The organism is Nocardia tengchongensis (genome assembly GCF_054781395.1).
This window is the reverse complement of record NZ_BAAGUM010000004.1, coordinates 615293-636185: the sequence shown is the minus strand read 5'-3', so window position 1 is coordinate 636185 and position 20893 is coordinate 615293. Positions and strand designations below refer to the sequence as shown.

Genomic DNA, 20893 nt, shown 5'->3' with positions numbered 1-20893 from the left:
TGCCCCGGTCCCGGCGTCGCACGCTTCGGGCCGATCTTGGTCCAGCGGCCGAATCGTCGAACTGACCGGGCATTCGACCTGGTCACCGTCGTGCGGTCTGGCCGAGTCGGGGAGCGATGGGTGCGGGGCGGCGCGGCGGGGCTGGTCCATCGGCGCGCGGTGACAACCGTGCCGATAGAGTGGTGGCCGCCGGGGCTCTGCCCTTCAACAGGGGGGTGCCCGGTCGTCATGTCCAACCAGTACGGCGGATGGATCACCGCCGTGAAACGCCTAGGAGTGTCCAGCCGTGAGCACCTCACCCCAGCAGACCCCAGCCGCCCGCGTCCGGGTTCCGGCTGGGACTACCGCCGGGGCCGCGGTGCGTGAGGCGGACCTGCCGAGCAAGGGCGCGAACGCGGTGCTCGTGGTGCGCGACGACGAGGGTGCGCTCAAGGATCTGACCTGGGTGCCCGAGTTCGACACCGAGGTGGAGGTCGTCACCGCCGATTCGCCCGACGGCCGCAATGTGATCCGGCACTCGGCCGCGCACGTGCTGGCGCAAGCCGTGCAGCAGGAGTTCCCCGAGGCCAAGCTGGGCATCGGCCCGTACATCAAGGACGGCTTCTACTACGACTTCCAGGTCGAACGTCCCTTCACCCCGGAGGATCTGGCCAAGCTGGAGTCCCGGATGAAGAAGATCATCAAAGGCGCGCAGCGGTTTTCGCGCCGGGTGGTCGAGATCGACGAGGCCCGGGTCGAACTGGCCAAGGAGCCGTTCAAGCTGGAGCTGATCTCCGACAAGTCGGGCATCGACGATCCGGAGGTCATGGAGGTCGGCGGCAAAGAGCTGACCATCTACGACAACCTGGACCCGCGCACCGGCGAGCTGATCTGGGCCGATCTGTGCCGCGGCCCGCACCTGCCGACCACCAAGTACATTCCGGCGTTCAAGCTGACCCGCTCCTCGGCCGCCTACTGGCGCGGTGACCAGTCCCGTGAGGACCTGCAGCGCATCTACGGCACCGCCTGGGAGTCCACCGAGGCCCAGGACGAGCACCTGCGCCTGCTGGAAGAGGCCGAGAAGCGCGACCACCGCAAGCTCGGCCTGGAACTGGACCTGTTCTCCTTCCCCGACGAGCTGGGCTCGGGCCTGCCGGTGTTCCACCCCAAGGGCGGCATCATCCGCAAGGAGCTCGAGGACTACTCGCGCCGCCGCCACACCGCCGCCGGCTACGAGTTCGTCAACACCCCGCACATCACCAAGGGCCACCTCTTCGAGGTCTCCGGCCACCTGGACTGGTACCGCGACGGCATGTTCCCCGCCATGCACCTGGACGCCGAACTCAATGAGGACGGCACCGTGCGCAAGCCCGGCCAGGACTACTACGTCAAGCCGATGAACTGCCCGATGCACAACCTGATCTTCCGGTCGCGCGGGCGCTCCTACCGTGAACTGCCGCTGCGCATGTTCGAGTTCGGCTCGGTCTACCGCTACGAGAAGTCCGGCGTCGTACACGGCCTTACCCGGGTGCGCGGCATGACCCAGGACGACGCGCACATCTACTGCACCAAGGAGCAGATGCACGCGGAGCTCACCTCCACGCTGCAGTTCGTGCTCTCGCTGCTGCGCGACTACGGCCTCGACGACTTCTACCTGGAGCTCTCGACCAAGGACCCGAAGAAGTTCGTGGGTTCCGACGAGCTGTGGGAGGAGGCCACCGAGACCCTGCGCAAGGTGGCCACCGACTCCGGTCTGGAGCTGGTCCCGGATCCGGGCGGCGCCGCGTTCTACGGCCCCAAGATCTCGGTGCAGGCCAAGGATGCCCTGGGCCGCACCTGGCAGATGTCGACCATCCAGCTCGACTTCAACCTGCCCGAGCGCTTCGAGCTCGAGTACACCGGTTCCGACGGCGCCAAGCACCGCCCGGTCATGATCCATCGCGCGCTGTTCGGTTCCATCGAGCGCTTCTTCGGTGTGCTCACCGAGCACTACGCGGGCGCGTTCCCGGCGTGGCTGTCGCCGGTGCAGGTGGTCGGCATCCCGGTCGCCGAGGCCTTCGCCGAGCACCTGGACGGCGTGATCGAGCGGTTGCAGGACAACGGGATTCGCGCCGAGCTCGACCGCAGCGACGACCGCATGCAGAAGAAGATCTTCAACCAGACCGCGCAGAAGGTGCCGTTCATGCTGCTGGCCGGCGCCCGCGACGTGGAGGGTGACGCGGTCAGCTTCCGCTTCCGCGACGGCACCCAGGTCAACGGTGTGCCGGTGGCCGACGCGGTCGCCACCATCGTGGACTGGGTGCAGCGGCGTGAGAACACCTCGCCGACCGCGGAGGGTTTCGAGATCCGCACGGGTGTCCAATGAGCGATCGGACCGTGCAGGGCCTGACCAGCGACCATCAGATCGTCGATACTGGCGCGGGGGACCCGGACCGCTTGCAGCGGCTCTGGACCCCCTACCGCATGTCCTACATCACCGGTGAGACCGGGGACCGGAAAATCGAACCGGTCGAAGCGGTTTCGGACGCACCCAAGAAGACCGGGCATCCCTTCACCGATATCCCGCAGATGTCGGACGAGGACGGCCTGATCATCGCGCGCGGCGAGACGGTGTACGCGGTGCTGAACCTGTACCCGTACAACCCGGGTCACATGATGGTGGTGCCCTACCGTCGCGTCGCCAACCTGGAGGACCTGACTCCCGCGGAGAGCGCCGAACTGATGGCGTTCACCCAGCAGGCGATCCGGGTGATGAAGCAGGTGTCGCGGCCCGAGGGCTTCAATGTCGGGCTGAATCTCGGTGGTGTTGCCGGAGGTTCACTCGCCGATCATCTGCATCAACATATCGTGCCGCGCTGGAGTGGGGACGCGAACTTCATTACCGTCGTCGGCGGAGTGAAGGTGATGCCGCAGCTGCTCCGGGAGACCCGGGCGCTGCTGGCACAGGCGTGGAAGGAAGCGGATACGGCATGAGCGGGTCAGGCCCGGAAGCGGTAGCGAAGCGTGACCATGGAGGGCCCCCGCTCATGCCCGGAGGGCCCCGCATGAGCGGTAGTGGCCGGGAGTTTGTAGCGTGCTGAGCTTCTTCGGTCGCGAGACGTTCGCCAAAGCGACCGCGCCCCTGGGCAAAGCGCTGGTGAACACCGGGCTCACCCCCGATGCGATGACGCTCATCGGCACCACCGCCTCGATCGCCGCGGCGGTGACGCTGTTCCCGGCCGGTCACCTGTTCTGGGGAACCATGGTGATCTGGCTGTTCGTCATGTTCGACATGCTCGACGGGGCCATGGCCCGCGCCCGCGGCGGCGGCACGAAATACGGTGCGGTGCTCGACGCCACCTGTGACCGGGTGGCCGACGGCGCGATCTTCGCGGGCCTGGCCTGGTGGTCGGTGTACCACGCGCACTCCGAGCACCTGTTCGTGGCGACGCTGGTGGTGCTGGTGACCTCGCAGGTCATCTCCTACGCCAAGGCGCGCGCCGAGGCGAGTGGCCTGTCGGCGGACGGCGGTCTGATCGAGCGGCCGGACCGGCTGGTCATCGTGCTGGTCGGCGCCGGATTGTCGGGCATCGGCGGGCATTTCGACATCGAGTGGCTGTCGTACGCGGTGTACGCCGCCATGTACGTGCTGGCCGTGCTCAGCATCATCACCGTTTTCCAGCGGGTGCTGGCGGTCCGTAATTCGCCCGGCGCCCGCGACATTATCGCCCCCACGGTGAAGGCTCCGGAGGATCCGCAGCGGTGACAACCGATTTCACGTCCGCGATGACCGACAAGGCATACGCGGCCGGCTGGCGGCTGGTGCGGGCACTGCCCGAGGGCACGGCCCGGCGGCTGTTCGACCGCGGCGCGGATCTGGCCGCCCGCAAGGCGAACAAGGCCGCGCGGCGCGGACATCCGAACCAGTTGCGCAAGAACCTGGCACGGGTGCTGGGCACCACGCCGGACCTGGTGCCCGACAGCCTGATTCGCGACAGCATGCGCTCCTACGCGCGGTATTGGCGCGAGGCGTTCCGGCTGCCGTCGATGGACCATGTGGCGTTGGGCAAGTCGCTGCGGGTGGCCGGATTCGAGCACCTCGATGCCGCGCTGGCGCAGGGCAAGGGCGTGGTCTGCGTGCTGCCGCATTCGGGCAATTGGGATATGGCCGGAGTCTGGTTGGCGCAGAACTACGGTCAGTTCGCCACGGTCGCGGAACGTTTGAATCCGGAGAAGCTGTTCGAGCGGTTCGTCGAGTACCGGGAGAGCCTCGGCTTCGAGGTCTTCCCGCTCACCGGCGGTGAACAGCCGCCGTTCCCGCAGCTGGCGGATCGCTTGCGGCGCAATCAGGTGGTCTGCCTGATGGGCGAGCGGGACATCACCGGCAAGGGGGTGCCGGTCACCTTCTTCGGCGAACCCAGCTGGCTGCCCGCGGGCGCGGCGAAGCTGGCCGCGGAGACCGGAGCGGCGCTGCTGCCGACGCACCTGTGGTTCACCACCGACGCCGACGGTGAGGAGGACTGGGGCATGGAGATCTTCGAGGCGCTGGATCTCTCCGGCGGCGTCGTTCCCGCCACCCAGGCGCTGGCCGACGTGTTCGCCGCCAATATCGCCGCCCATCCCGCCGACTGGCACATGTTGCAGCCGCTGTGGAAGAGTGATCTATCGCAGGCCCGGCTGGAACGCATCGCGGCCGCGCAGGCAGCTCTGGGGTATCGGGAGCCGGGAACAGGGGCGCTATGAGGATCGGCATGGTCTGCCCGTACTCGTTCGACGTGCCGGGCGGGGTGCAGTCGCATGTCGTGGAACTGGCGCAGGTGCTCATCGAACGCGGCCACAAGGTGAGCGTGCTCGCGCCCGCCGCCGACGACACCCCGCTGCCCGATTTCGTGGTCTCCGCGGGCAAGGCCGTCGCGATCCCCTACAACGGGTCGGTCGCGCGCCTGTCGTTCGGGCCCACCGCCTACACCCGCATCCGGCGCTGGATCGCCGACAACGACTTCGACGTCCTGCACATCCACGAACCCAACGCGCCCAGCCTGTCCATGCTGGCGCTGAAGATCGCGGAGGGGCCGATCGTGGCCACCTTCCACACCTCGACCACGAAGTCGTTGGTGCTCAGTACTTTTCAGGGCGTGCTGCGGCCGTATCACGAGAAGATCAGCGGCCGGATCGCGGTGAGCGAACTGGCGCGTCGCTGGCAGGTGGAGGCGCTCGGCGGGGACGCGGTCGAAATCCCGAACGGGGTCGACGTGCCCGCGTTCGCGCACGCTCCGCTGCTGGACGGCTATCCGAAGCCCGGCAAGTCGGTGCTGTTCCTGGGCCGGTTCGACGAACCGCGCAAGGGTATGGACGTGCTGCTGGGCGCGCTGCCCGAATTGGTGCGCAAGCACCCGGATCTCGAAGTGCTGATCGTCGGGCGCGGTGACGAGGACCGGCTGCGCCGCGAGGCCGGGGAGAACGCCGGGCATCTGCGCTTCCTGGGGCAGGTGACCGACGCCGAGAAGGCCTCGGCCATGCGCAGCGCTGACGTCTACGTGGCGCCGAACCTGGGCGGGGAGAGCTTCGGCATCGTGCTGGTGGAGGCGATGGCCGCCGGAACCGCCGTGGTGGCCAGCGATCTGGACGCCTTCCGGCGGGTGCTGCGCGACGGAACCGCGGGCATGCTGGTGCCGGTCGGCGACTCGGCGCTGCTGTCGGAGGCGATCAGCGCGATGCTCACCGACGACGGCCGGCGCGAGGACTACATCCGCACCGCCAATCAGGTTGTCGGCGAATACGACTGGCCGGTGGTGGCCGAGCAGATCCTGCGGGTCTACGAGACCGTCACGGTCGGCGACGTGCGCGTCAGGACCGCCGGATGATCACATTCTCCGCAACGACGATCCTGGTTCTCGCGCTCATCGCGGCGGCGGTCATCACCGCCGCGGTCTGGGCCTACACCACCGCCAACCGCCTCGACCGGTTGCACGTGCGCACCGACCAGGCGCGGCACGCGCTGGACGCGGCGCTGGCTCGCCGCGCGGTCGTCGCGCGCTCGGTGGCCACCATCCTGGCCGGACTCTACGATCCGGCGCTGGTCGAGCAGGCCCGCCGGTTGACCGCGCTGGCCGACCGCGCCGAACGCTCCAACTGGCGTGACCGCGAGACCGTCGAGAACCAGCTCGCCGCAGCGCTGTCCGCGGTGGACATCGGGCTGCTGCCGCCGCAGCTGGTGGCCGAGCTGGCCGACGCCGAGGCGCGGGTGCTGATCGCCCGCCGCTTCCACAACGACGCGGTCCGCGACACCCTGGCGCTGCGCAACCGTCGTCTGGTCCGGTGGCTGCACCTCGGTGGTACCGCGCCGCTGCCGGTGTACTTCGAGATCGCCGAACGCGTCACCGCGGCCGCCTCGACCGGTCTGGACGTCGACACCGTGCGCACTTCGGCGCGTGTGGTCCTGGTCGACGAGCACGATCGCGTTCTGCTGTTGCAGGGCGTGGATCCCCAGGTTCCCGACGTCCCCTTCTGGTTCACCATCGGCGGTGGCGTCAATCCGGGAGAGACGTTGCGCGAGGCCGCGATCCGCGAACTCTACGAGGAGACCGGTCACAGCGCGGACTCCTCCGCGCTGCGCGGGCCGCTGTGGCGGCGGGTGGCGGTCTTCCCGTTCAACGGGGAGCTGATCCGGTCCGAGGAGCTCTTCTTCGCCCTGCGGGCCAAGAGTTTCGACCCGGTCGCCACCAATCTGGATTTCGTCGAACGCCGTTCGATCACCGGCAACAAGTGGTGCACCCCGACCGACATCGCGCACCTGGATCACTCGGGCGAGACGGTGTACCCGTACCACCTGGATCATCTGCTCGCCGAGGCGATCACCGCCGCGGACTCCGACATCGATCCGGAAGTCCGCTCCATTCGCTGACCCCGCGGTCGTCCGGTGGGTGGGATCGACTGCGCAAACCCTGTCCGCGGCGGCCGCCGCGCCGTTACGGTGGGCCGATCAATGGTGATCGGTGGCAAGGACTTACGGCATGAAGCTGATGTACGCGTTGTGGGGTGCTGGGCTGGGGGAGCGGCTGCGGGGCGAGGAGCTGCGCAAAGAGCTGACCGGGCTGGGGGTGAGCGCCTTCCAGGTGAACCTCCGCGACGCCGACGTCGAGGCCGCGCAGGTCCGGCACACCACCTATGACGCGCCGATCGACGCGATCGTGAGCGTGTGGACCGACGGTGAGCACGAGGCCGTGACCGCGGCCCTGCGGTCGGTGGCCGACGAGGTGAACGGCTGGATCGTCGACGAACGCCGGCCCATCGAGCCGCCCGTGGTCGCCGACGGCGAGCGGACCGAGGCGCTGGCCAATTTCGCGATCCTGCGGATTCCCGAGGACCTCACCCGGGAGGAGTGGCTGCATCGCTGGCATGTCCTGCACACCCCGGTGGCCATCGAGACGCAGGACACGTTCGGCTATGTCCAGAACACGGTCACCGCGGCGATCACCGACGGCAAGCCCGTCGACGCGCTCGTCGAGGAACTCTTCCCGATGGCGGCGATGACCAGTGCCCACGCCTTCTACGGCAGCGGCGGCGACGACGCTGAGCTGCAGCGACGGGTCACGGCGATGATGGAGAGCGTGATTCGTTTCGGCGCCCACCTGAACCTGGATCTGGTGCCGACGAGCCGCTACTTCTTCACGCTGGGCTGACCCGCCGTAGCGAGACGGTAACCCCGGGGTCTGTGACGCCCGTCATCCTGTCGGAGGCGGGCAGTCCAGTCGTGTCGGACTGGCTATGAAGTGGCCTGAACGCGCAGCCTAGAATCGTCATGTTCGATTCCGAGCTCGGTGTTCGATTCAAACGATCCGATTGGCCCACATGACCCAGGAGTTTGCCGTGACCACGCCCGACACCAACCCCACCATCGGTACCGCCCGCGTCAAGCGCGGCATGGCCGAGATGCTGAAGGGCGGTGTGATCATGGATGTCGTCACGGCGGAGCAGGCCAAGATCGCCGAGGACGCCGGCGCGGTGGCCGTCATGGCGCTCGAGCGGGTTCCGGCCGACATCCGCGCCCAGGGTGGCGTGTCCCGCATGTCGGACCCGGACATGATCGACAGCATCATCAATGCCGTCTCCATCCCGGTGATGGCCAAGGCCCGCATCGGCCACTTCGTCGAGGCGCAGATCCTGCAGTCGCTCGGTGTCGACTACATCGACGAGTCCGAGGTGCTGACCCCCGCCGACTACGCCAACCACATCGACAAGTTCGACTTCACCGTGCCGTTCGTGTGTGGCGCGACCAACCTGGGTGAGGCGCTGCGCCGGATCACCGAGGGCGCGGCCATGATTCGTTCCAAGGGTGAGGCCGGCACCGGCGACGTCTCCAACGCCACCACCCACATGCGCACCATCCGTGCCGAGATCCGTCGCCTGACCTCGCTGTCCAAGGACGAGCTCTACGTGGCCGCCAAGGAACTGCAGGCGCCCTACGACCTGGTCGTCGAGGTCGCGGCGACCGGCAAGCTCCCCGTCGTGATGTTCACCGCCGGCGGCATCGCCACCCCCGCCGACGCCGCCATGATGATGCAGCTCGGCGCCGAGGGCGTCTTCGTCGGCTCCGGCATCTTCAAGTCCGGCAACCCCGAACAGCGCGCCGCCGCCATCGTCAAGGCCACCACCTTCCACGACGACCCCGACGTCCTGGCCAAGGTCTCCCGCGGCCTGGGCGAGGCCATGGTCGGCATCAACGTCGAAGACATCCCCCAGCCACACCGCCTCGCCGAGCGCGGCTGGTAATCGGCCGGAGGCGGCCGGAAATCGGTTCCGCGACACGATAATCCGACAACGCCGGGTGGTCTCCGAGACCACCCGGCGTTCGTGTGTCAGTTGCCGAAGAGCTTGGTCAGATCCGTGGTGCAGGTGGCCAGTGCCATCGACCCGGTGGCCGTGTTCTCCGCAAGTACCTTGTCGCCCTGGACGATTCGGCAGGTGATGGTCGCGTTGTCGTCGTCACCGGTCTGCGCGGTCAGCGTGGCGACTTTGACGATGCCGGTCAGGGTGACGTCCTTGCTCCACGGCAGTTGCGCCGAGGTGCTGTTCCCCGAGCCCAGGTCTCCCGAACTGTAGGTGATCGAGGGCTTGACGTACTCGCCGCCTCCGGTGCCGGTCACCTCGTAGCGCACATCCACGGTGCGCTTGGCTTCCTTGTTCACATCGTTGGCGGCCTTGCCGACCAGTGCCGTGCACGCGGCGAACGGCAGCACGATGAACAGCAGTAGTGCCCCCACGATCCACGGCCAGATCTTGCGCTTCTTGGGCGGTGGCGGCTGCATCGGATATCCCTGAGCCGGAACACCTTGGTACGTCATGAATCCCTCTGATCTTCTTTTCCTGTGGAACGGAGCGGAACCGTATCAGGGGTATCGGGCCCGTGAACCGCCCTGATAACGAGGCCGGATGGGTCGTCATATCCGTCGTCGAATCCGTTGGTGTCATGGGGCATTGGATGCATCGTGCGCGAAGGACTTTCGGCCCTATTGGGTTTGCGGGGTGGGTGCTAGCTGTCAAGGGCTGGAGACGTCAGGTGTGTGGGGCGCTGCGGCGGGCCATACCGGTGGCTACCTGCGTGCATACCGTTCAGCAAACTCCAGCTACTTTTCTTGCGCTGGGCTGCGGCAAATTTACTACCTGGTGTTTCCTCGCTACTGTTCGGCTCAGTCACCGGTGAACAGTCAAGAATCGCGTATCTGGCAAGGAGCCCGCATGCTGGCGATCGACCATTTCACCTATGGCTGGCTGACCCCCGTTCTGGCCTATGTCATGTCCGTCACCGGCTCGTTGCTGGCGCTGCGGTGCATGGTGCGGGCGCGCAATCAGCAGGGGCACGGGGGCTGGATCGTCACCGGGGCCATCGCGTTGGGCGGGACCGGGATCTGGGTGATGCATTTCATCGCGATGCTCGGGTTCTCGGTGCAGGACAGCACCATTCGGTACAACGTGCCGATCACCCTGTTGAGCGCGGCCATCGCCATGGGTGTGGTGTGGCTGGGGCTCTACATCGTGGTGCATCAGCACGGTGAGGCGTTCGCGTTGATCACCGGTGGCACCATCACCGGGCTCGGGGTGGGGGCCATGCACTATTCGGGCATGTATGCCATGAAGACCGATGCCATGGTGCAGTACGACCCGTGGGTCGTGTTGTTGTCCTTGGTGATCGCCGTCGTCGCGGCCACCGCGGCGTTGTGGTTCACGCTGCACGTGAGCGGCATTCTCTCGACCATCGCCGCCGCGCTCATCATGGGAGTCGCGGTGTGCGGCATGCATTACACGGGCATGTTCGCCATGCACGCCCACATGGCCGCGCACGTGCATTCGCCGTCGGGGGCGCAGCCGGCGCAACTACTCACGCCGCTGATCATCGCGGTCAGTATGGCGACGATGATCCTGCTGTTCCAGGTCGGCATCACCGAGATCGACGAGCCGGATCTGAGTCGCATCCGCGGCCAGTACGCCAGCCGGTTCTGGCCCGCCCGCCGCGCCGGCAGCGGCCCGGGCACCGACGACTACCCCACCGACACCTTCGAGGCCCGGCATCGGCAGTAGTGGTGAGCGGACACACCGCGGCGGTGGTGGCCTGACGGTCGCGATGCTGGTGTCATGAACGCCAGCATCGCTCCGCACACCCCGGTGAAAGGATCGTCATGCCCGCCGCCTCCCGCACGGTGATCATCGCCCGCCCCCTCGACGAGGTCTTCGCGTTCTTCGCCGACGCCGCCAACAGCGCGCGCTGGCGCACCGGCGTCAAGGCGATCACCGCCGAAGGCGTTCCCGCGGTGGGCACCGTCTACCGGCAGACGGTCTCCGGTCCGGGCGGGCGCGGCATCCCCGCCGACGTCCGGATCACCGAATACGTGCCGAACGAGAAGGTGGTCCTGAACGGCATCGCGGGACCGCTGCGCCCCACGGTCACCTACACTTTCGCCGCCGTGCCCGAAGGCACCGAGGTGACCTTTTCCTTGGCCGCCGATCTTTCCGGATTGAAGAAGCTGCTGATGAACGGGCCGGTCCAAAAGACCATGACCGCAGAGGTTTCGGGTCTGGACCGCGCCAGGACGCTGCTCGAGACCGGGGCGGCCTAGAGCGTCTCGTAGCGCGACGTTCATGCGGACACCGATGTCAGGTGGCCCGTTGGTAATCCGAGGCTCGTACCGTCCGCCCGGCATCCGGATGATCCGGATGTGACGCCAGGTATTCGGCGTCGGACACCTCGGAGGGTCATGAACCACCCCGTGAAACGGATCATCGGATCCGCGTTGGCGATCGCGGCGATCGTCGCCGGCAGTGCCGGAGTTGCGGCCGCCGACAACGACAATGGCAATTTCCCCTGCAACCCGTCCGGTAAGGACGTGGCCTACTGCAACGCCAAGGTCGGTGACATCGTCGATGTCGCGATCGGCGACGTCGCGCCCACCCAGCCCTCCGTCGGTTACGACGAGATCGATTACAAGCTCGGCCGGTACACCCTCGGCAAGGACGCCATCAACAAGAAGTTCGACGACTGGTGCGCCGACAGCGGTCTGGTCGCAGTCGCCTCGGCCCAGCCGAACGCGACCCTGCAGGACGCCTCGACGTTCACCTGCCAGCTGGCCCCCGGCGCCGAGACCGACGCGTCGCGCAACGACATGAAGACCGTCGTCGTCGGCCCGCACGGCAAGCTGTACATGGCCGACGGGCACCACGCGCTGACCTCGTTCTGGGAGACCGCCGACGGTGGCCCGGGCATGCACATCCGGCTGAAGGTCGTCGGCAACCTGTCGAACCTGAACCCGTCGGGCTTCTGGGACACGATGGTGCAGAAGAACTGGGCGTGGCTGTACGACAACAACGATCAGCCGATCAAGCCGCACCAGCTGCCCTCCACGTTCTCGCTGAAGGACATGAAGAACGACCAGTTCCGCGGCATGCTCTACTTCGCCAAGGATGTCGGCTACGCCACCGACCACGCTCCCGGATTCGACGAGTTCTATTGGGGCCGTTGGCTGCGCGCCCACCAGAACGACCCGAACCTGACCCTGGCCGGCCACATGGGCGACCTGGCCTCATACCTGACGCTGACCAAGAACGTCTCCCAGGCCATGGTGGCGCTGGGCCAGAACACCCAGGTCAGCGGCGGCTTCACCGCCGGTCAGCTGGGCGCGCTCCCGGCGTTCAGCGACAAGGAGTTCGCGAAGCTGTCCAAGCCGTACTCCGACGCCAAGCCCGGCAAGCTCGCCTACATGCTGGCCTACAAGGCCGCGCACTGAGCGCGGCTCGCCACATCGGGTGACCGACCGGCCCGGGTGGCGTCAGCGACGACGCCACCCGGGCCGCGGTCGCCGCGGCCGGGCTCGAGGCGAGCGCCGCGCTCAACGGCCTTGCACGGCCGGGCGGTCGGGGTGGTCCCAGGCGACCAGGATGTCGGCCGATTCCGTTCGGTCCCGCTCGAATTCGAGGAGTCCGTCAACGGTGAACCCCTGCGCCGGGTCGGTCCGCCGCCGCAGCGCCCCCTCCGACATGCGCAGGGCCACGGTCAGATCGAAGTCCAGCCCGCGGCCCAGCAGCATCGGACCCGCGAGAAACAGCACCGTGCCGGTGGCCGCGGTGCGAATGCGGGCCCGCGCGGAGCGGTCGGTCTGCTCGTTCCACAGCGCGGGCAGGAATCGCCCGCGGTCCCGGAGGGGTTCGACGACTTCACGGTTCACCGCCTCGAAGTCGAACCAGGCTGTGCGATAGGTGAATTCGCTGTCGCGATCGTATTCCAGGCGCACGGAGGCGGGCCGCACGAAATCGTGCAAGGACACCACTTCGGCCGGGCGTCCGCCCGCGCGCAGCAGTTCGGCGGCGCCGCGCGCCACGGTCAGCGGTTCGGCCGCGTCCGCGCCGTCCAACCCGACCACCGCGTATCCCGGCAGCGCCGCGGCGCGCTCGGCGATCAGTTCGAGCAGCGCGCCGGGGCTGAGGGCGGTGAATTCGGGCACGACACCATCTTGCTGGAGCGTCCCCGCCGGCTGACTCGGGGGCAGTGAAACCCCGCCTACCGCCCCGGCCGAAGGCGGCAGTGGGCACGGTCGAGGCAGTCGGACTCTGCAGAACAGTTGCGACTCGACCGCAGTGGCGGCGACCGTGTCTCGCGCGCTTGCAGGCCTGCCGACCGTCGGCGACTCGGACTGTCGTCTAGGCCGGGGTGCCAGTGATTTCGGCGACCGCTTTTGCGTACCAGCGGAACAGCCGGATCGGCGGCAGGGGAGTGGCGTCCAGCGCCGCCCAGCATTCGGCGACCACCGCGCGTGCGGCGGCGCCGGCCCACGGCTGGGGCAGCAGCTCGGGCGGCAGCAGCGGGTCCGGGTCGTGGGCGCGGTCGAATTCGGCCACCAGGGTGATGGCGAGCGTGATCCGTTCCGTCGCATCCGCCGCCGGTAGTGCCGACCGCACGTGCTCGGCGATCCCGAGCAAGCGTTCGTGCCCGGCTGCGAGCCGGTCCAGCGGCCACAGGTGCGCCGCGAGTTCCCGTGCCTCGGTGAAACCTCCGACGGCCAGATCGCCGGTGCGGAGTGTGGTGAGGTTCCCGGCGATCCCGAATTCGCTTGCCGCCGCGCGGATTCGCTCCTCCCACGGGTGCGCCGACACGTACAGCCCGCCCTGGATGGGTGCGCCGCCGAGTTCGACCAGGGTGTTCCGCATGGCATCCCGTGCGGTCCGGTCGGTTTCGGGCACCGCGAACGCCGCCAGATGCCAGGTCCCGTCCCAGCTCACCTGCCGACGATCCTGGGCGTACATCAACCGCAGGTAGTCGAGTTCGGGGGCGAGCGCCGCGCGGGTGCCCTCGGTGGCGTGCAGGACCGCCTTGCGGCCGCGGCCCTCGTGCGTGAACAGCCCTTCGGCGACGACCCTTTTGATGCACAGCCGCACCTGCTGGTCGGTCATGCCGAGGGCGGCCGCGACGTCGTAGAGCTCGCCGGCGTCGATGGTGGCGTCCTCGCGGATCATGCTCTCCACCAGCGTCCGGGTCGGAATCTCGGTGGCCGGAATCAGATCGTCCACGGTGTACTCCTCACTGCGCTACCCGACCGGTTCCTGCTCGATGACGACCGGTGAGCCGCCGCCGAACTCGCGGCCCAGATCCGTGAAGAAGCTCGGCGCGTCGATGACGGCCTCCGGTGGATGCACCCCCGGCCGGCGGGCGCGGCCGTCGATGACCTGGGACATGCCCAGTGCCAAGGGAATCCCGGTCGCCCGCGCCATATCGCCGAACAGTTTATCGATGCCACCGGCGATCGACGGGTCCAGGTGCGCCAGCACCCGATGGTTGCGACCCGCGCGCCGACCCGACAGCGCGGCGAAGAACGGCGGCAGATTCCCCGGCCCGCGGGTGCGCAGCGCCGTCGGCACCGAGCGGGCGATCCGTCCCAAGGTCGGGCGTGTCAGCTCCCGCGCGGCGGCCTCGTTGGTGAGGGCGCCCGCGTCGATATCGCGGCGCAGCACTTCCAGATAGGCCAGTGTCGTCGGCGTCACCACCATCAGATTGGCGGCGTCGCCGATCGGTTTCAGGCTGCGCTGCAAGGTGATCGGCTCGGGATGGCCGACGGTGTAGGCGGTGCCGTGCCGGCCGCCGGGCAGAGTGAGCTCGACCGGGCGCAGCGGGCGCTGGGAGACCAGCCGGCCCGCCGCGACCGCCGAGATGGTGCCGCTGCTCTGCTGCATCCAATGCACGGCCGCGGCGGTCGGCTGCCCGTCGGTGAGCAGAGACTCGTCTTCGCCCGCGCCCGGAACATCCACCGGCCACGCGGTATACGCGTCGTGGACGGTGTCGAGCTCGGCGGCCGCGAGCGCCGCCAGCAGATTGCTGATCCCGGGACTGGCGCCCATCCCCACGATCGCGCACACCCCGGCCGCCCGCGCCGCGTCATCGAGGCCGAGCATGTCGAGCGTCGGCTCCCAGTCGTCGCAGATGTCGAGATAGTGCGTGCCGGTGTCGATGGCGGCCTCCAGCACGGTGCGGCCGAATCGGTAGTAGGGGCCGACGGTGTTGAGCACCAGGTCGACGCTCGTGAGCGCGTCGCGCAGTGCGGAGGCGTCGGTGACGTCGAGCGGGCGCGCGGTCACCGGTATCGGCGCGGCGGCGAAGCGGCGAGCCACCGTCTCGGCGGCCCGGCCGTCGCGGTCGGCGATCACGATGCCCTCGACGCCCAGCAGGTGAGTGGCGGTCTCGACGGCGGCCGCGCCCATCGCGCCCGCGGCGCCCAATGCGAGGACTTTCATGGGGTTCTCCTGTGGTGCGAATCAGTGGTTCGGGGGATGAGCGACGTACTCGCGCAGTGCGTCGAGATAGCCCGGGGCGTAGAGGGATCGGGGTGCGAACAGCGCGACGAGCAGTGGCCGCAGGCCGTCGGGTTTGTCGAGGTCGAACTTCACGATGTTGTGCGAGGCGTCGGGGAAGGTCTTGACGGTCAGCAGATTCGCGGGCACCGATTGGCGGTATACGCGCGCGGTTTCGGCGACATCGACATTGAGGTCACGCTCGCCGAGCAGCAGCAAGGTCGGAACCTCGAGTTGCGGAAGGATTTCAGTGATATCGGACTGGTAGTTCTTGCTCACGAACCGCCAGCGATCCTCCGACATGGGCGGGGAATCGGTGGTGGTCGTGCGGTATCGGTCGTAGCTCGCGCCCTCGCGCAACAGCGCCAGCCCGGCTTCGCGCCGCCGCAGTTGCGCGGACAGTTCGTCGTCGGTGGCGTGCCGCTCGCGCAGTTCGGCGCGCAGGTTGTACTCGCCCTGCCGGATCCAGTTGACCGCCGTGCCGACCGCGATCATGAACCGCAGCTCCGGATGCCGGACCGCCACCTCGGGCATCACCCACCCGGCCTGGCTGATGCCCCACAGGCCGATCCGGCCGGCGTCGATCTCGGATCGTCCGCGTGCCCAGGCGATCGCCGCCTCGGTCTCGACGGCTCGATCGTGCATGGTCTGGTCCAGCCAGTTGCCTTGTGCCCCGGCGACTCCCGGTTTGTCCCAGGACAGTGACGCGTACCCGGCGGTGGCGAAGCTCTCCCAGATCGGCCGGTAGAACTCGTCGCGGTCGGCGGTCGCCGCCCCGTCCCCGTGGATGAAGACGACCAGCCCGAAGGGGCCGCCGCCCCGCTTCGGCAGCGCCAGGGTGCCCTGCAGGGGTTGCGCGCCCCCGGTGATGGTGACGCGCTGCTCACGAATGTCGAAATCGTGCTGCGTGATCACCCATCCGCCCGCCGACACGACCAGGGCGGCAACGCAACCCGCGGCGATCAGGAGCCGTCGTTTCCAGAACATGAAACTATCATACACAAAACGATCGTGATGCAGTCGATAGATTAGCCTGGTTGTTAGCCTGAGCGGGACACACGTGAAGGGACGGGTGCATGGCGACGATCGAAGAGGCGCTCGAAATCGAGCAACTCGAACGCGATATCTTCCGCGGCGCGTCCACCAAGACGCAGCTGCCCCGCACATTCGGCGGGCAGGTGGCCGGGCAGGCGCTGGTGGCGGCGGTGCGCACGGTGGATCCGCACTATCAGGTGCATTCGCTGCACGGGTACTTCCTGCGGCCGGGCAATCCGGAGCGGCCCACGGTCTACATGGTGGAACGCATCCGGGAGGGCCGGTCCTTCTGCACCCGCCGGGTGACGGGGGTGCAGAACGGCGAGGCCATCTTCACCATGTCGGCCTCCTTCCATGTCGGTGACGACGGGCCGGAGCATCAGGACGAGATGCCGACCGTGCGGCCGCCGCTGGAACTGCCCGACGCCAAGGAATCCATGAGCCCGGAACGGCTGTGGGCCATGCGGGAATGGGAGCACTGGGACATTCGCACCATCCCGCAGGACGAGGTGGACCGCCGTGGCGGCCTGGCCGCCCAGCAGCAGGTGTGGTTCCGGTACCGGCACGCGCTGCCCGACGACCCGCTGTTCCACGTCTGCACGCTCGCCTACATGAGCGATATGACCCTCCTCGGCTCCTCCAAGGTCATTCACGCCGACGAGCCCACCCAGAACGCCTCTCTCGACCACGCCATGTGGTTCCTGCGCCCATTCCGCGCCGACGACTGGCTGCTCTACGACCAGCAGTCGCCCTCGGCGGGCGCGGGCCGCGCGCTGACCGGCGGGCGGATCTGGAATCAGGCCGGGGAACTGGTGGCGGTGGTCATGCAGGAGGGCCTGATCCGTACCCTGCGCGACCCCGAGGCGGGGTCGTACCCGCCCGGAACCGCCTGAGCCGCAAACGAATTGAGCGCGCCGCCGGTGGATTCCGGCGGCGCGCTCGTGGTTTCGAGGGTCAGGCGGTCTGCACCCGCAGGTGACACACCACGGTGTCGTTCATCTTGCGCAGCACCCGTTCCAGCTCGTCACTGCGATGGCTGGGCAGCACGTGATTCCAGCCGGCGGGCGGCTCGATCTCGGCGATCACCACCACCTTGCGGCGGCCGGGGAAGTTGTCGGCGACATAGCGCGCCACCGGCCCGCCCACGGTCGCGTCGCCGTCCTCGAGCAGGACCAGGCGCACGTCCGGATGCCAGGTCTCCCATTCCTTGGCGAAGACCGTGATGTTCTCACCCGGCAGGCACACGTGCACCGCGATCACGTCGCGGCCCAGTGACATCGCCGCCGAGAGCGCCTCGCGGCTGAGTTCGGACACCTCCGACATCGGGACCACGATGGCGGTCTCGGTGGCTCGGGGTACGGCGGGCACGCAGCCCGCGCCCCGGCAGCCGTCGATGCGGGTGTAGACGGTGCGGATCCGTTCCATCGCCGCGACCAGCAGCGGCAGCACCACCACGATCAGCCAGGCGCCCTCGGTGAATTTCATTGCGGTGGTGACGATCAGCGCCACGAAGGTGAGCATCGCGCCGAATCCGTTCAGGGCCGCCCGCCATCGCCAGCCACGGGTGCGCTCGATCAGCCAGTGCCGGACCATGCCGACCTGGGCGATGGTGAAGCCCACGAACACGCCGATCGCGAACAGCGGCACCAGGGCGTTCATGTCGCCGCCGGACGCGGCGAGCAGTACCGCCGCCGAGATCCCCAGCGTGACCACGCCGAAGCGGTACACCTGCCGCTGCGAGCTCACCGCGAACCGGTGCGGCAGGCAGTTGTCGTCGGCGAGGATCTTGGTCAGGGTGGGCAGGCCGCCGTAAGAGGTGTTGGCGGCCAGGGCCAGCAGGATGACCGTCGCGAACTGGACGATGTAATAGGCGATGCCGTGGCCGAGCGCGGCCTCGGTCAGCTGTGACAGGACCGTGGTGCCCTCGATCGGGTGGATGGCGAATTTGCCGATCAGAGTGGCCAATCCGATCAGCATGACGCCCAGCAGCACACCCAGCGCCACCTCGGCCCGCTGCGCCCGCTTGACCTTCGGCTGCGCGAAGCTGGGCACCGCGTTGGCGATCGCCTCGACCCCGGTCAGCGCCGCGCATCCGCTGGAGAAGGCCTTGAGCAGTAACAGGATTCCGATGGTGCGCGCGTTCTCGGCGACGGCCGCGCCGGTGGCCACGGTGGCCGGTTCCGACCGCAGCAGACCCGCGACGATCACGGTGAGAATGCCGAGCACGAACACGATGGTCGGCGCCATGAAGGCGCGGGCGCTCTCGCGGATGCCGTAGAGATTGAGCACGGTGATCCCGGCCAGCACCGCCAGGCAGATCCACATCGTGTACGGGAACAGTTGCGGGAACGCGGAGGTCAGCGCCGCCACGCCCGCGGCGATGGAGACGGCGACATTGAGGACGTAGTCCACGATCAGCGAGGCCGCCGCCACCAGACTGGTCCGCCGCCCGAGCCGGGCCTTGGCCACCGCGTACGCCCCGCCGCCGTTCGGGAAGGCGGCGATGACCTGCCGGTAGGACGCGATCAGAACGGCCAGCAGCACCACGATCGCCAGCGTCACCGGCAGCGTGAAGCCCAGTCCGGCCGCGCCTGCGGCGGCCAGCACCAGCACGATGGCCTCCGGGCCGTAGGCGACCGAGGCCATGGCGTCCAGCGACAGTCCGGCCAGTCCGGTCGCGACGGTGAGGCCGTGCGGCGGCTGCGGGTCACCGGGCGCGCGGATCGGTCCACGGCGGGACAGTTTCCGCCCGAAGCGGGACCCGGCCGGCCCGGACGGTGTCCGTCCGGATCGGGATCGAGGCAGCCCGGGCCGCGTCGGGGGAGCGTCGACTCCGCCGCGCGGCTCGGGCGAGGTTTGCGGAAGCACATCGGTCACGTCGCGAGTGTTCACCCGAAAGGCGAAGCGGACACTCGTCCTAACGGAACCCTGACGCCCTGGGTGAGCAGGGCCACACACCCTGGCAAACGTATGCTCGACGGCGTGAAACCGACGATTGGTGTGCTGGCCCTGCAGGGCGATGTGCGCGAACACCTGCACGCTCTCGAGGCCTGTGGTGCGCAGGCGGTCCCGGTGCGCCGGGAATCCGAGCTCGCCGCCGTCGACGGACTGGTCATCCCCGGTGGCGAATCCACCACCATCAGCAAACTCCTGGAAGTCTTCGAACTGCTGGAGCCGCTGCGGCAGCGCTTGCGTGACGGCCTGCCCGCCTACGGTTCCTGCGCGGGCATGATCCTGCTGGCGTCGGAGGTGCTCGACACCCGCCCGGACATGCAGGCCCTGCACGGCATCGATATGACGGTGCGGCGCAATGCCTTCGGCCGGCAGGTCGATTCGTTCGAGACCGATCTGGACTTCGCCGGGATCACCGACGGCCCGGTGCGCGCGGTGTTCATCCGCGCGCCGTGGGTGGAACGCGCCGGTGACGGCGTCGAGGTGCTGGCCCGGGTGCCGTCGGGTCCGGCCGCGGGGCAGATCGTCGCGGTGCGGCAGGGCAATGTCATCGCCACCTCCTTCCATCCGGAGGTAACCGGGGATCTGCGGGTCCACAAGCTGTTCGTCGACACCGCGGTGCGCCCGCGCGCCGGTGTCTGACGTACGCTCGAATGTCGGAAACCATTCAGCCCCCTGAAACGAGGAAGTAGGGAATGAGCGGCCACTCCAAATGGGCCACCACCAAGCACAAGAAGGCCGGGATCGACGCGAAGCGCGGCAAGCTCTTCGCGAAGTTGATCAAGAACATCGAGGTGGCGGCCCGCACCGGTGGTAGTGACCCGGACGGCAACCCGACCCTGTACGACGCCATCCAGAAGGCGAAGAAGTCGTCGGTGCCCAACGACAACATCGAGCGCGCGCGCAAGCGCGGCGGCGGTGAAGAAGCGGGCGGCGCGGACTGGCAGACCATCATGTACGAGGGCTACGGCCCCAACGGTGTCGCCGTCCTGATCGAGTGCCTCACCGACAACCGCAACCGCGCCGCGGGCGAGGTGCGTGTCGCCATGACCCGCAACGGCGGCAGCATGGCCGACCCGGGTTCGGTGTCGTACCTGTTCCACCGCAAGGGCATCGTCAATCTGGAGAAGAACGGTCTCTCCGAGGACGACGTGCTGATGGCGGTGCTCGACGCCGGCGCCGAAGAGGTCAACGACCTGGGTGACTCGTTCGAGATCATCTCCGAGCCGACCGACCTGATTGCGGTGCGTTCCGCCCTGCAGGCCGCGGGCATGGACTACGAGTCCGCCGAGTCCGGCTTCCAGCCGTCGATGTCGGTCCCGGTCGACGCCGACACCGCGCGCAAGGTGTTCAAGCTGGTCGACGCCCTCGAGGACAGTGACGACGTGCAGAACGTCTTCACCAACGTCGACATCTCCGACGAGGTCGGGGCCGAGCTCGAAAACGACTGAGCCGAGCCGATGACGCCGGGCCGCCTTCCCCTCGGGGAGGCGGCCCGCGTTGTCGGTGGGGCCGCGTGGCCGGAATCGGCTCCCGACCGGCCGTGTCGATGGACAATGTCGCGGCGGGAGTCCGTTAGACTCTCGAACAGTTGTTCGTTCACGGTGAGAGGGGTTTC

General features: G+C 68.3%; 20 protein-coding genes. 14 read left to right on the top strand and 6 right to left on the bottom strand.

Annotation, left to right across the window (positions count from 1 at the left end):
• Nucleotides 1–286 precede the first annotated feature (286 nt).
• From thrS to pdxS, 8 genes are all read left to right on the top strand, one after another.
• Nucleotides 287–2344: a threonine--tRNA ligase gene (thrS, locus tag ACYVKL_RS08190; RefSeq protein ID WP_379169632.1), complete on the top strand. Its 2058-nt coding sequence runs from the start codon at nt 287–289 to the stop codon at nt 2342–2344.
• On the top strand, nt 2341–2952 hold the full coding sequence (locus ACYVKL_RS08185) for an ATP adenylyltransferase (RefSeq protein ID WP_379169630.1): 612 nt from the start codon (nt 2341–2343) through the stop codon (nt 2950–2952). The genes thrS and ACYVKL_RS08185 overlap by 4 nt, the downstream gene beginning before the upstream one ends.
• Nucleotides 2953–3052: 100 nt before the next feature.
• Nucleotides 3053–3724, top strand: a complete 672-nt coding sequence (pgsA, locus tag ACYVKL_RS08180; protein WP_379169628.1) for a phosphatidylinositol phosphate synthase — start codon at nt 3053–3055, stop codon at nt 3722–3724.
• Between the two features lie 20 nt (nt 3725–3744).
• Nucleotides 3745–4701 (top strand): phosphatidylinositol mannoside acyltransferase, encoded by a 957-nt coding sequence (locus ACYVKL_RS08175; protein WP_379169886.1) that lies wholly within the window; start codon nt 3745–3747, stop codon nt 4699–4701.
• On the top strand, nt 4698–5822 hold the full coding sequence (locus ACYVKL_RS08170) for a glycosyltransferase family 4 protein (RefSeq protein WP_213556370.1): 1125 nt from the start codon (nt 4698–4700) through the stop codon (nt 5820–5822). The genes ACYVKL_RS08175 and ACYVKL_RS08170 overlap by 4 nt, the downstream gene beginning before the upstream one ends.
• Entirely contained in the window at nt 5822–6862 is a 1041-nt protein-coding gene (locus ACYVKL_RS08165) for an NUDIX hydrolase (protein WP_379169884.1), read from the top strand. The genes ACYVKL_RS08170 and ACYVKL_RS08165 overlap by 1 nt, the downstream gene beginning before the upstream one ends.
• A gap of 109 nt (nt 6863–6971) precedes the next feature.
• Entirely contained in the window at nt 6972–7640 is a 669-nt protein-coding gene (locus ACYVKL_RS08160) for a hypothetical protein (protein WP_379169626.1), read from the top strand.
• 187 nt (nt 7641–7827) lie between these two features.
• The gene (pdxS, locus tag ACYVKL_RS08155; protein WP_357195569.1) at nt 7828–8730 is read left to right on the top strand and encodes a pyridoxal 5'-phosphate synthase lyase subunit PdxS; all 903 of its coding nucleotides are present in this window, start codon (nt 7828–7830) and stop codon (nt 8728–8730) included.
• An 86-nt stretch (nt 8731–8816) separates the two neighbouring features.
• On the opposite strand, the gene ACYVKL_RS08150 is transcribed toward pdxS, so the two are convergent.
• Nucleotides 8817–9266, bottom strand: a complete 450-nt coding sequence (locus ACYVKL_RS08150; protein WP_379169624.1) for an MmpS family transport accessory protein — start codon at nt 9264–9266, stop codon at nt 8817–8819.
• A 430-nt stretch (nt 9267–9696) separates the two neighbouring features.
• Here ACYVKL_RS08150 and ACYVKL_RS08145 point away from each other — a divergent pair, with 430 nt between their 5' ends.
• From ACYVKL_RS08145 to ACYVKL_RS08135, 3 genes are all read left to right on the top strand, one after another.
• A complete protein-coding gene (locus ACYVKL_RS08145) occupies nt 9697–10536 on the top strand; it encodes an MHYT domain-containing protein (protein WP_379169622.1) in 840 nt (279 codons plus the stop codon).
• Between the two features lie 98 nt (nt 10537–10634).
• Nucleotides 10635–11072, top strand: a complete 438-nt coding sequence (locus ACYVKL_RS08140; protein WP_379169620.1) for an SRPBCC family protein — start codon at nt 10635–10637, stop codon at nt 11070–11072.
• Nucleotides 11073–11210: 138 nt separating this feature from the next.
• Nucleotides 11211–12236 carry a ParB/Srx family N-terminal domain-containing protein gene (locus ACYVKL_RS08135; protein WP_379169619.1) on the top strand — a complete coding sequence of 342 codons (1026 nt, stop codon included), beginning with the start codon at nt 11211–11213 and terminating at the stop codon, nt 12234–12236.
• A gap of 102 nt (nt 12237–12338) precedes the next feature.
• Here the strand turns inward: ACYVKL_RS08135 and ACYVKL_RS08130 are convergent, their stop codons facing one another.
• The 4 genes from ACYVKL_RS08130 to ACYVKL_RS08115 form a co-directional block, all read right to left on the bottom strand.
• Nucleotides 12339–12950: a nucleoside/nucleotide kinase family protein gene (locus ACYVKL_RS08130; protein ID WP_379169617.1), complete on the bottom strand. Its 612-nt coding sequence runs from the start codon at nt 12948–12950 to the stop codon at nt 12339–12341.
• Between the two features lie 196 nt (nt 12951–13146).
• Nucleotides 13147–13959: a PaaX family transcriptional regulator C-terminal domain-containing protein gene (locus ACYVKL_RS08125; protein WP_379169882.1), complete on the bottom strand. Its 813-nt coding sequence runs from the start codon at nt 13957–13959 to the stop codon at nt 13147–13149.
• Nucleotides 13960–14031: 72 nt separating this feature from the next.
• Entirely contained in the window at nt 14032–15231 is a 1200-nt protein-coding gene (locus ACYVKL_RS08120) for a saccharopine dehydrogenase family protein (protein WP_379169615.1), read from the bottom strand.
• A 21-nt stretch (nt 15232–15252) separates the two neighbouring features.
• A complete protein-coding gene (locus tag ACYVKL_RS08115) occupies nt 15253–16275 on the bottom strand; it encodes an alpha/beta hydrolase family protein (protein WP_379169613.1) in 1023 nt (340 codons plus the stop codon).
• A gap of 89 nt (nt 16276–16364) precedes the next feature.
• On the opposite strand from ACYVKL_RS08115, the gene ACYVKL_RS08110 reads away from it, so the two are divergent.
• Nucleotides 16365–17216 carry an acyl-CoA thioesterase gene (locus ACYVKL_RS08110; protein WP_357195586.1) on the top strand — a complete coding sequence of 284 codons (852 nt, stop codon included), beginning with the start codon at nt 16365–16367 and terminating at the stop codon, nt 17214–17216.
• A 61-nt stretch (nt 17217–17277) separates the two neighbouring features.
• Here ACYVKL_RS08110 and ACYVKL_RS08105 read toward each other — a convergent pair whose 3' ends face one another.
• Nucleotides 17278–18969 carry an APC family permease gene (locus tag ACYVKL_RS08105; protein WP_417629434.1) on the bottom strand — a complete coding sequence of 564 codons (1692 nt, stop codon included), beginning with the start codon at nt 18967–18969 and terminating at the stop codon, nt 17278–17280.
• A gap of 324 nt (nt 18970–19293) precedes the next feature.
• Between ACYVKL_RS08105 and pdxT the strand changes: the two genes are divergently transcribed.
• Together pdxT and ACYVKL_RS08095 are read left to right on the top strand one after the other, a co-directional pair.
• Complete coding sequence (gene pdxT / locus ACYVKL_RS08100; protein ID WP_213561261.1) at nt 19294–19917, top strand: pyridoxal 5'-phosphate synthase glutaminase subunit PdxT; 624 nt, start codon at nt 19294–19296, stop codon at nt 19915–19917.
• A gap of 53 nt (nt 19918–19970) precedes the next feature.
• The gene (locus ACYVKL_RS08095; protein ID WP_379169609.1) at nt 19971–20726 is read left to right on the top strand and encodes a YebC/PmpR family DNA-binding transcriptional regulator; all 756 of its coding nucleotides are present in this window, start codon (nt 19971–19973) and stop codon (nt 20724–20726) included.
• Nucleotides 20727–20893 lie beyond the last annotated feature (167 nt).

What these genes read in the sequence shown, in the direction of transcription:
- ACYVKL_RS08185 (WP_379169630.1), top strand. Translation starts at nt 2,341, where the DNA reads ATGAGCGATCGGACCGTGCAGGGCCTGACCAGCGACCATCAGATCGTC.
- ACYVKL_RS08175 (WP_379169886.1), top strand. Translation starts at nt 3,745, where the DNA reads ATGACCGACAAGGCATACGCGGCCGGCTGGCGGCTGGTGCGGGCACTG.
- ACYVKL_RS08170 (WP_213556370.1), top strand. Translation starts at nt 4,698, where the DNA reads ATGAGGATCGGCATGGTCTGCCCGTACTCGTTCGACGTGCCGGGCGGG.
- ACYVKL_RS08160 (WP_379169626.1), top strand. Translation starts at nt 6,972, where the DNA reads ATGAAGCTGATGTACGCGTTGTGGGGTGCTGGGCTGGGGGAGCGGCTG.
- ACYVKL_RS08150 (WP_379169624.1), bottom strand. Translation starts at nt 9,266, where the DNA reads ATGCAGCCGCCACCGCCCAAGAAGCGCAAGATCTGGCCGTGGATCGTG.
- ACYVKL_RS08145 (WP_379169622.1), top strand. Translation starts at nt 9,697, where the DNA reads ATGCTGGCGATCGACCATTTCACCTATGGCTGGCTGACCCCCGTTCTG.
- ACYVKL_RS08140 (WP_379169620.1), top strand. Translation starts at nt 10,635, where the DNA reads ATGCCCGCCGCCTCCCGCACGGTGATCATCGCCCGCCCCCTCGACGAG.
- ACYVKL_RS08135 (WP_379169619.1), top strand. Translation starts at nt 11,211, where the DNA reads ATGAACCACCCCGTGAAACGGATCATCGGATCCGCGTTGGCGATCGCG.
- ACYVKL_RS08125 (WP_379169882.1), bottom strand. Translation starts at nt 13,959, where the DNA reads ATGATCCGCGAGGACGCCACCATCGACGCCGGCGAGCTCTACGACGTC.
- ACYVKL_RS08120 (WP_379169615.1), bottom strand. Translation starts at nt 15,231, where the DNA reads ATGAAAGTCCTCGCATTGGGCGCCGCGGGCGCGATGGGCGCGGCCGCC.
- ACYVKL_RS08115 (WP_379169613.1), bottom strand. Translation starts at nt 16,275, where the DNA reads ATGTTCTGGAAACGACGGCTCCTGATCGCCGCGGGTTGCGTTGCCGCC.
- ACYVKL_RS08110 (WP_357195586.1), top strand. Translation starts at nt 16,365, where the DNA reads ATGGCGACGATCGAAGAGGCGCTCGAAATCGAGCAACTCGAACGCGAT.
- ACYVKL_RS08105 (WP_417629434.1), bottom strand. Translation starts at nt 18,969, where the DNA reads ATGGCCTCGGTCGCCTACGGCCCGGAGGCCATCGTGCTGGTGCTGGCC.
- pdxT (WP_213561261.1), top strand. Translation starts at nt 19,294, where the DNA reads ATGCTCGACGGCGTGAAACCGACGATTGGTGTGCTGGCCCTGCAGGGC.
- ACYVKL_RS08095 (WP_379169609.1), top strand. Translation starts at nt 19,971, where the DNA reads ATGAGCGGCCACTCCAAATGGGCCACCACCAAGCACAAGAAGGCCGGG.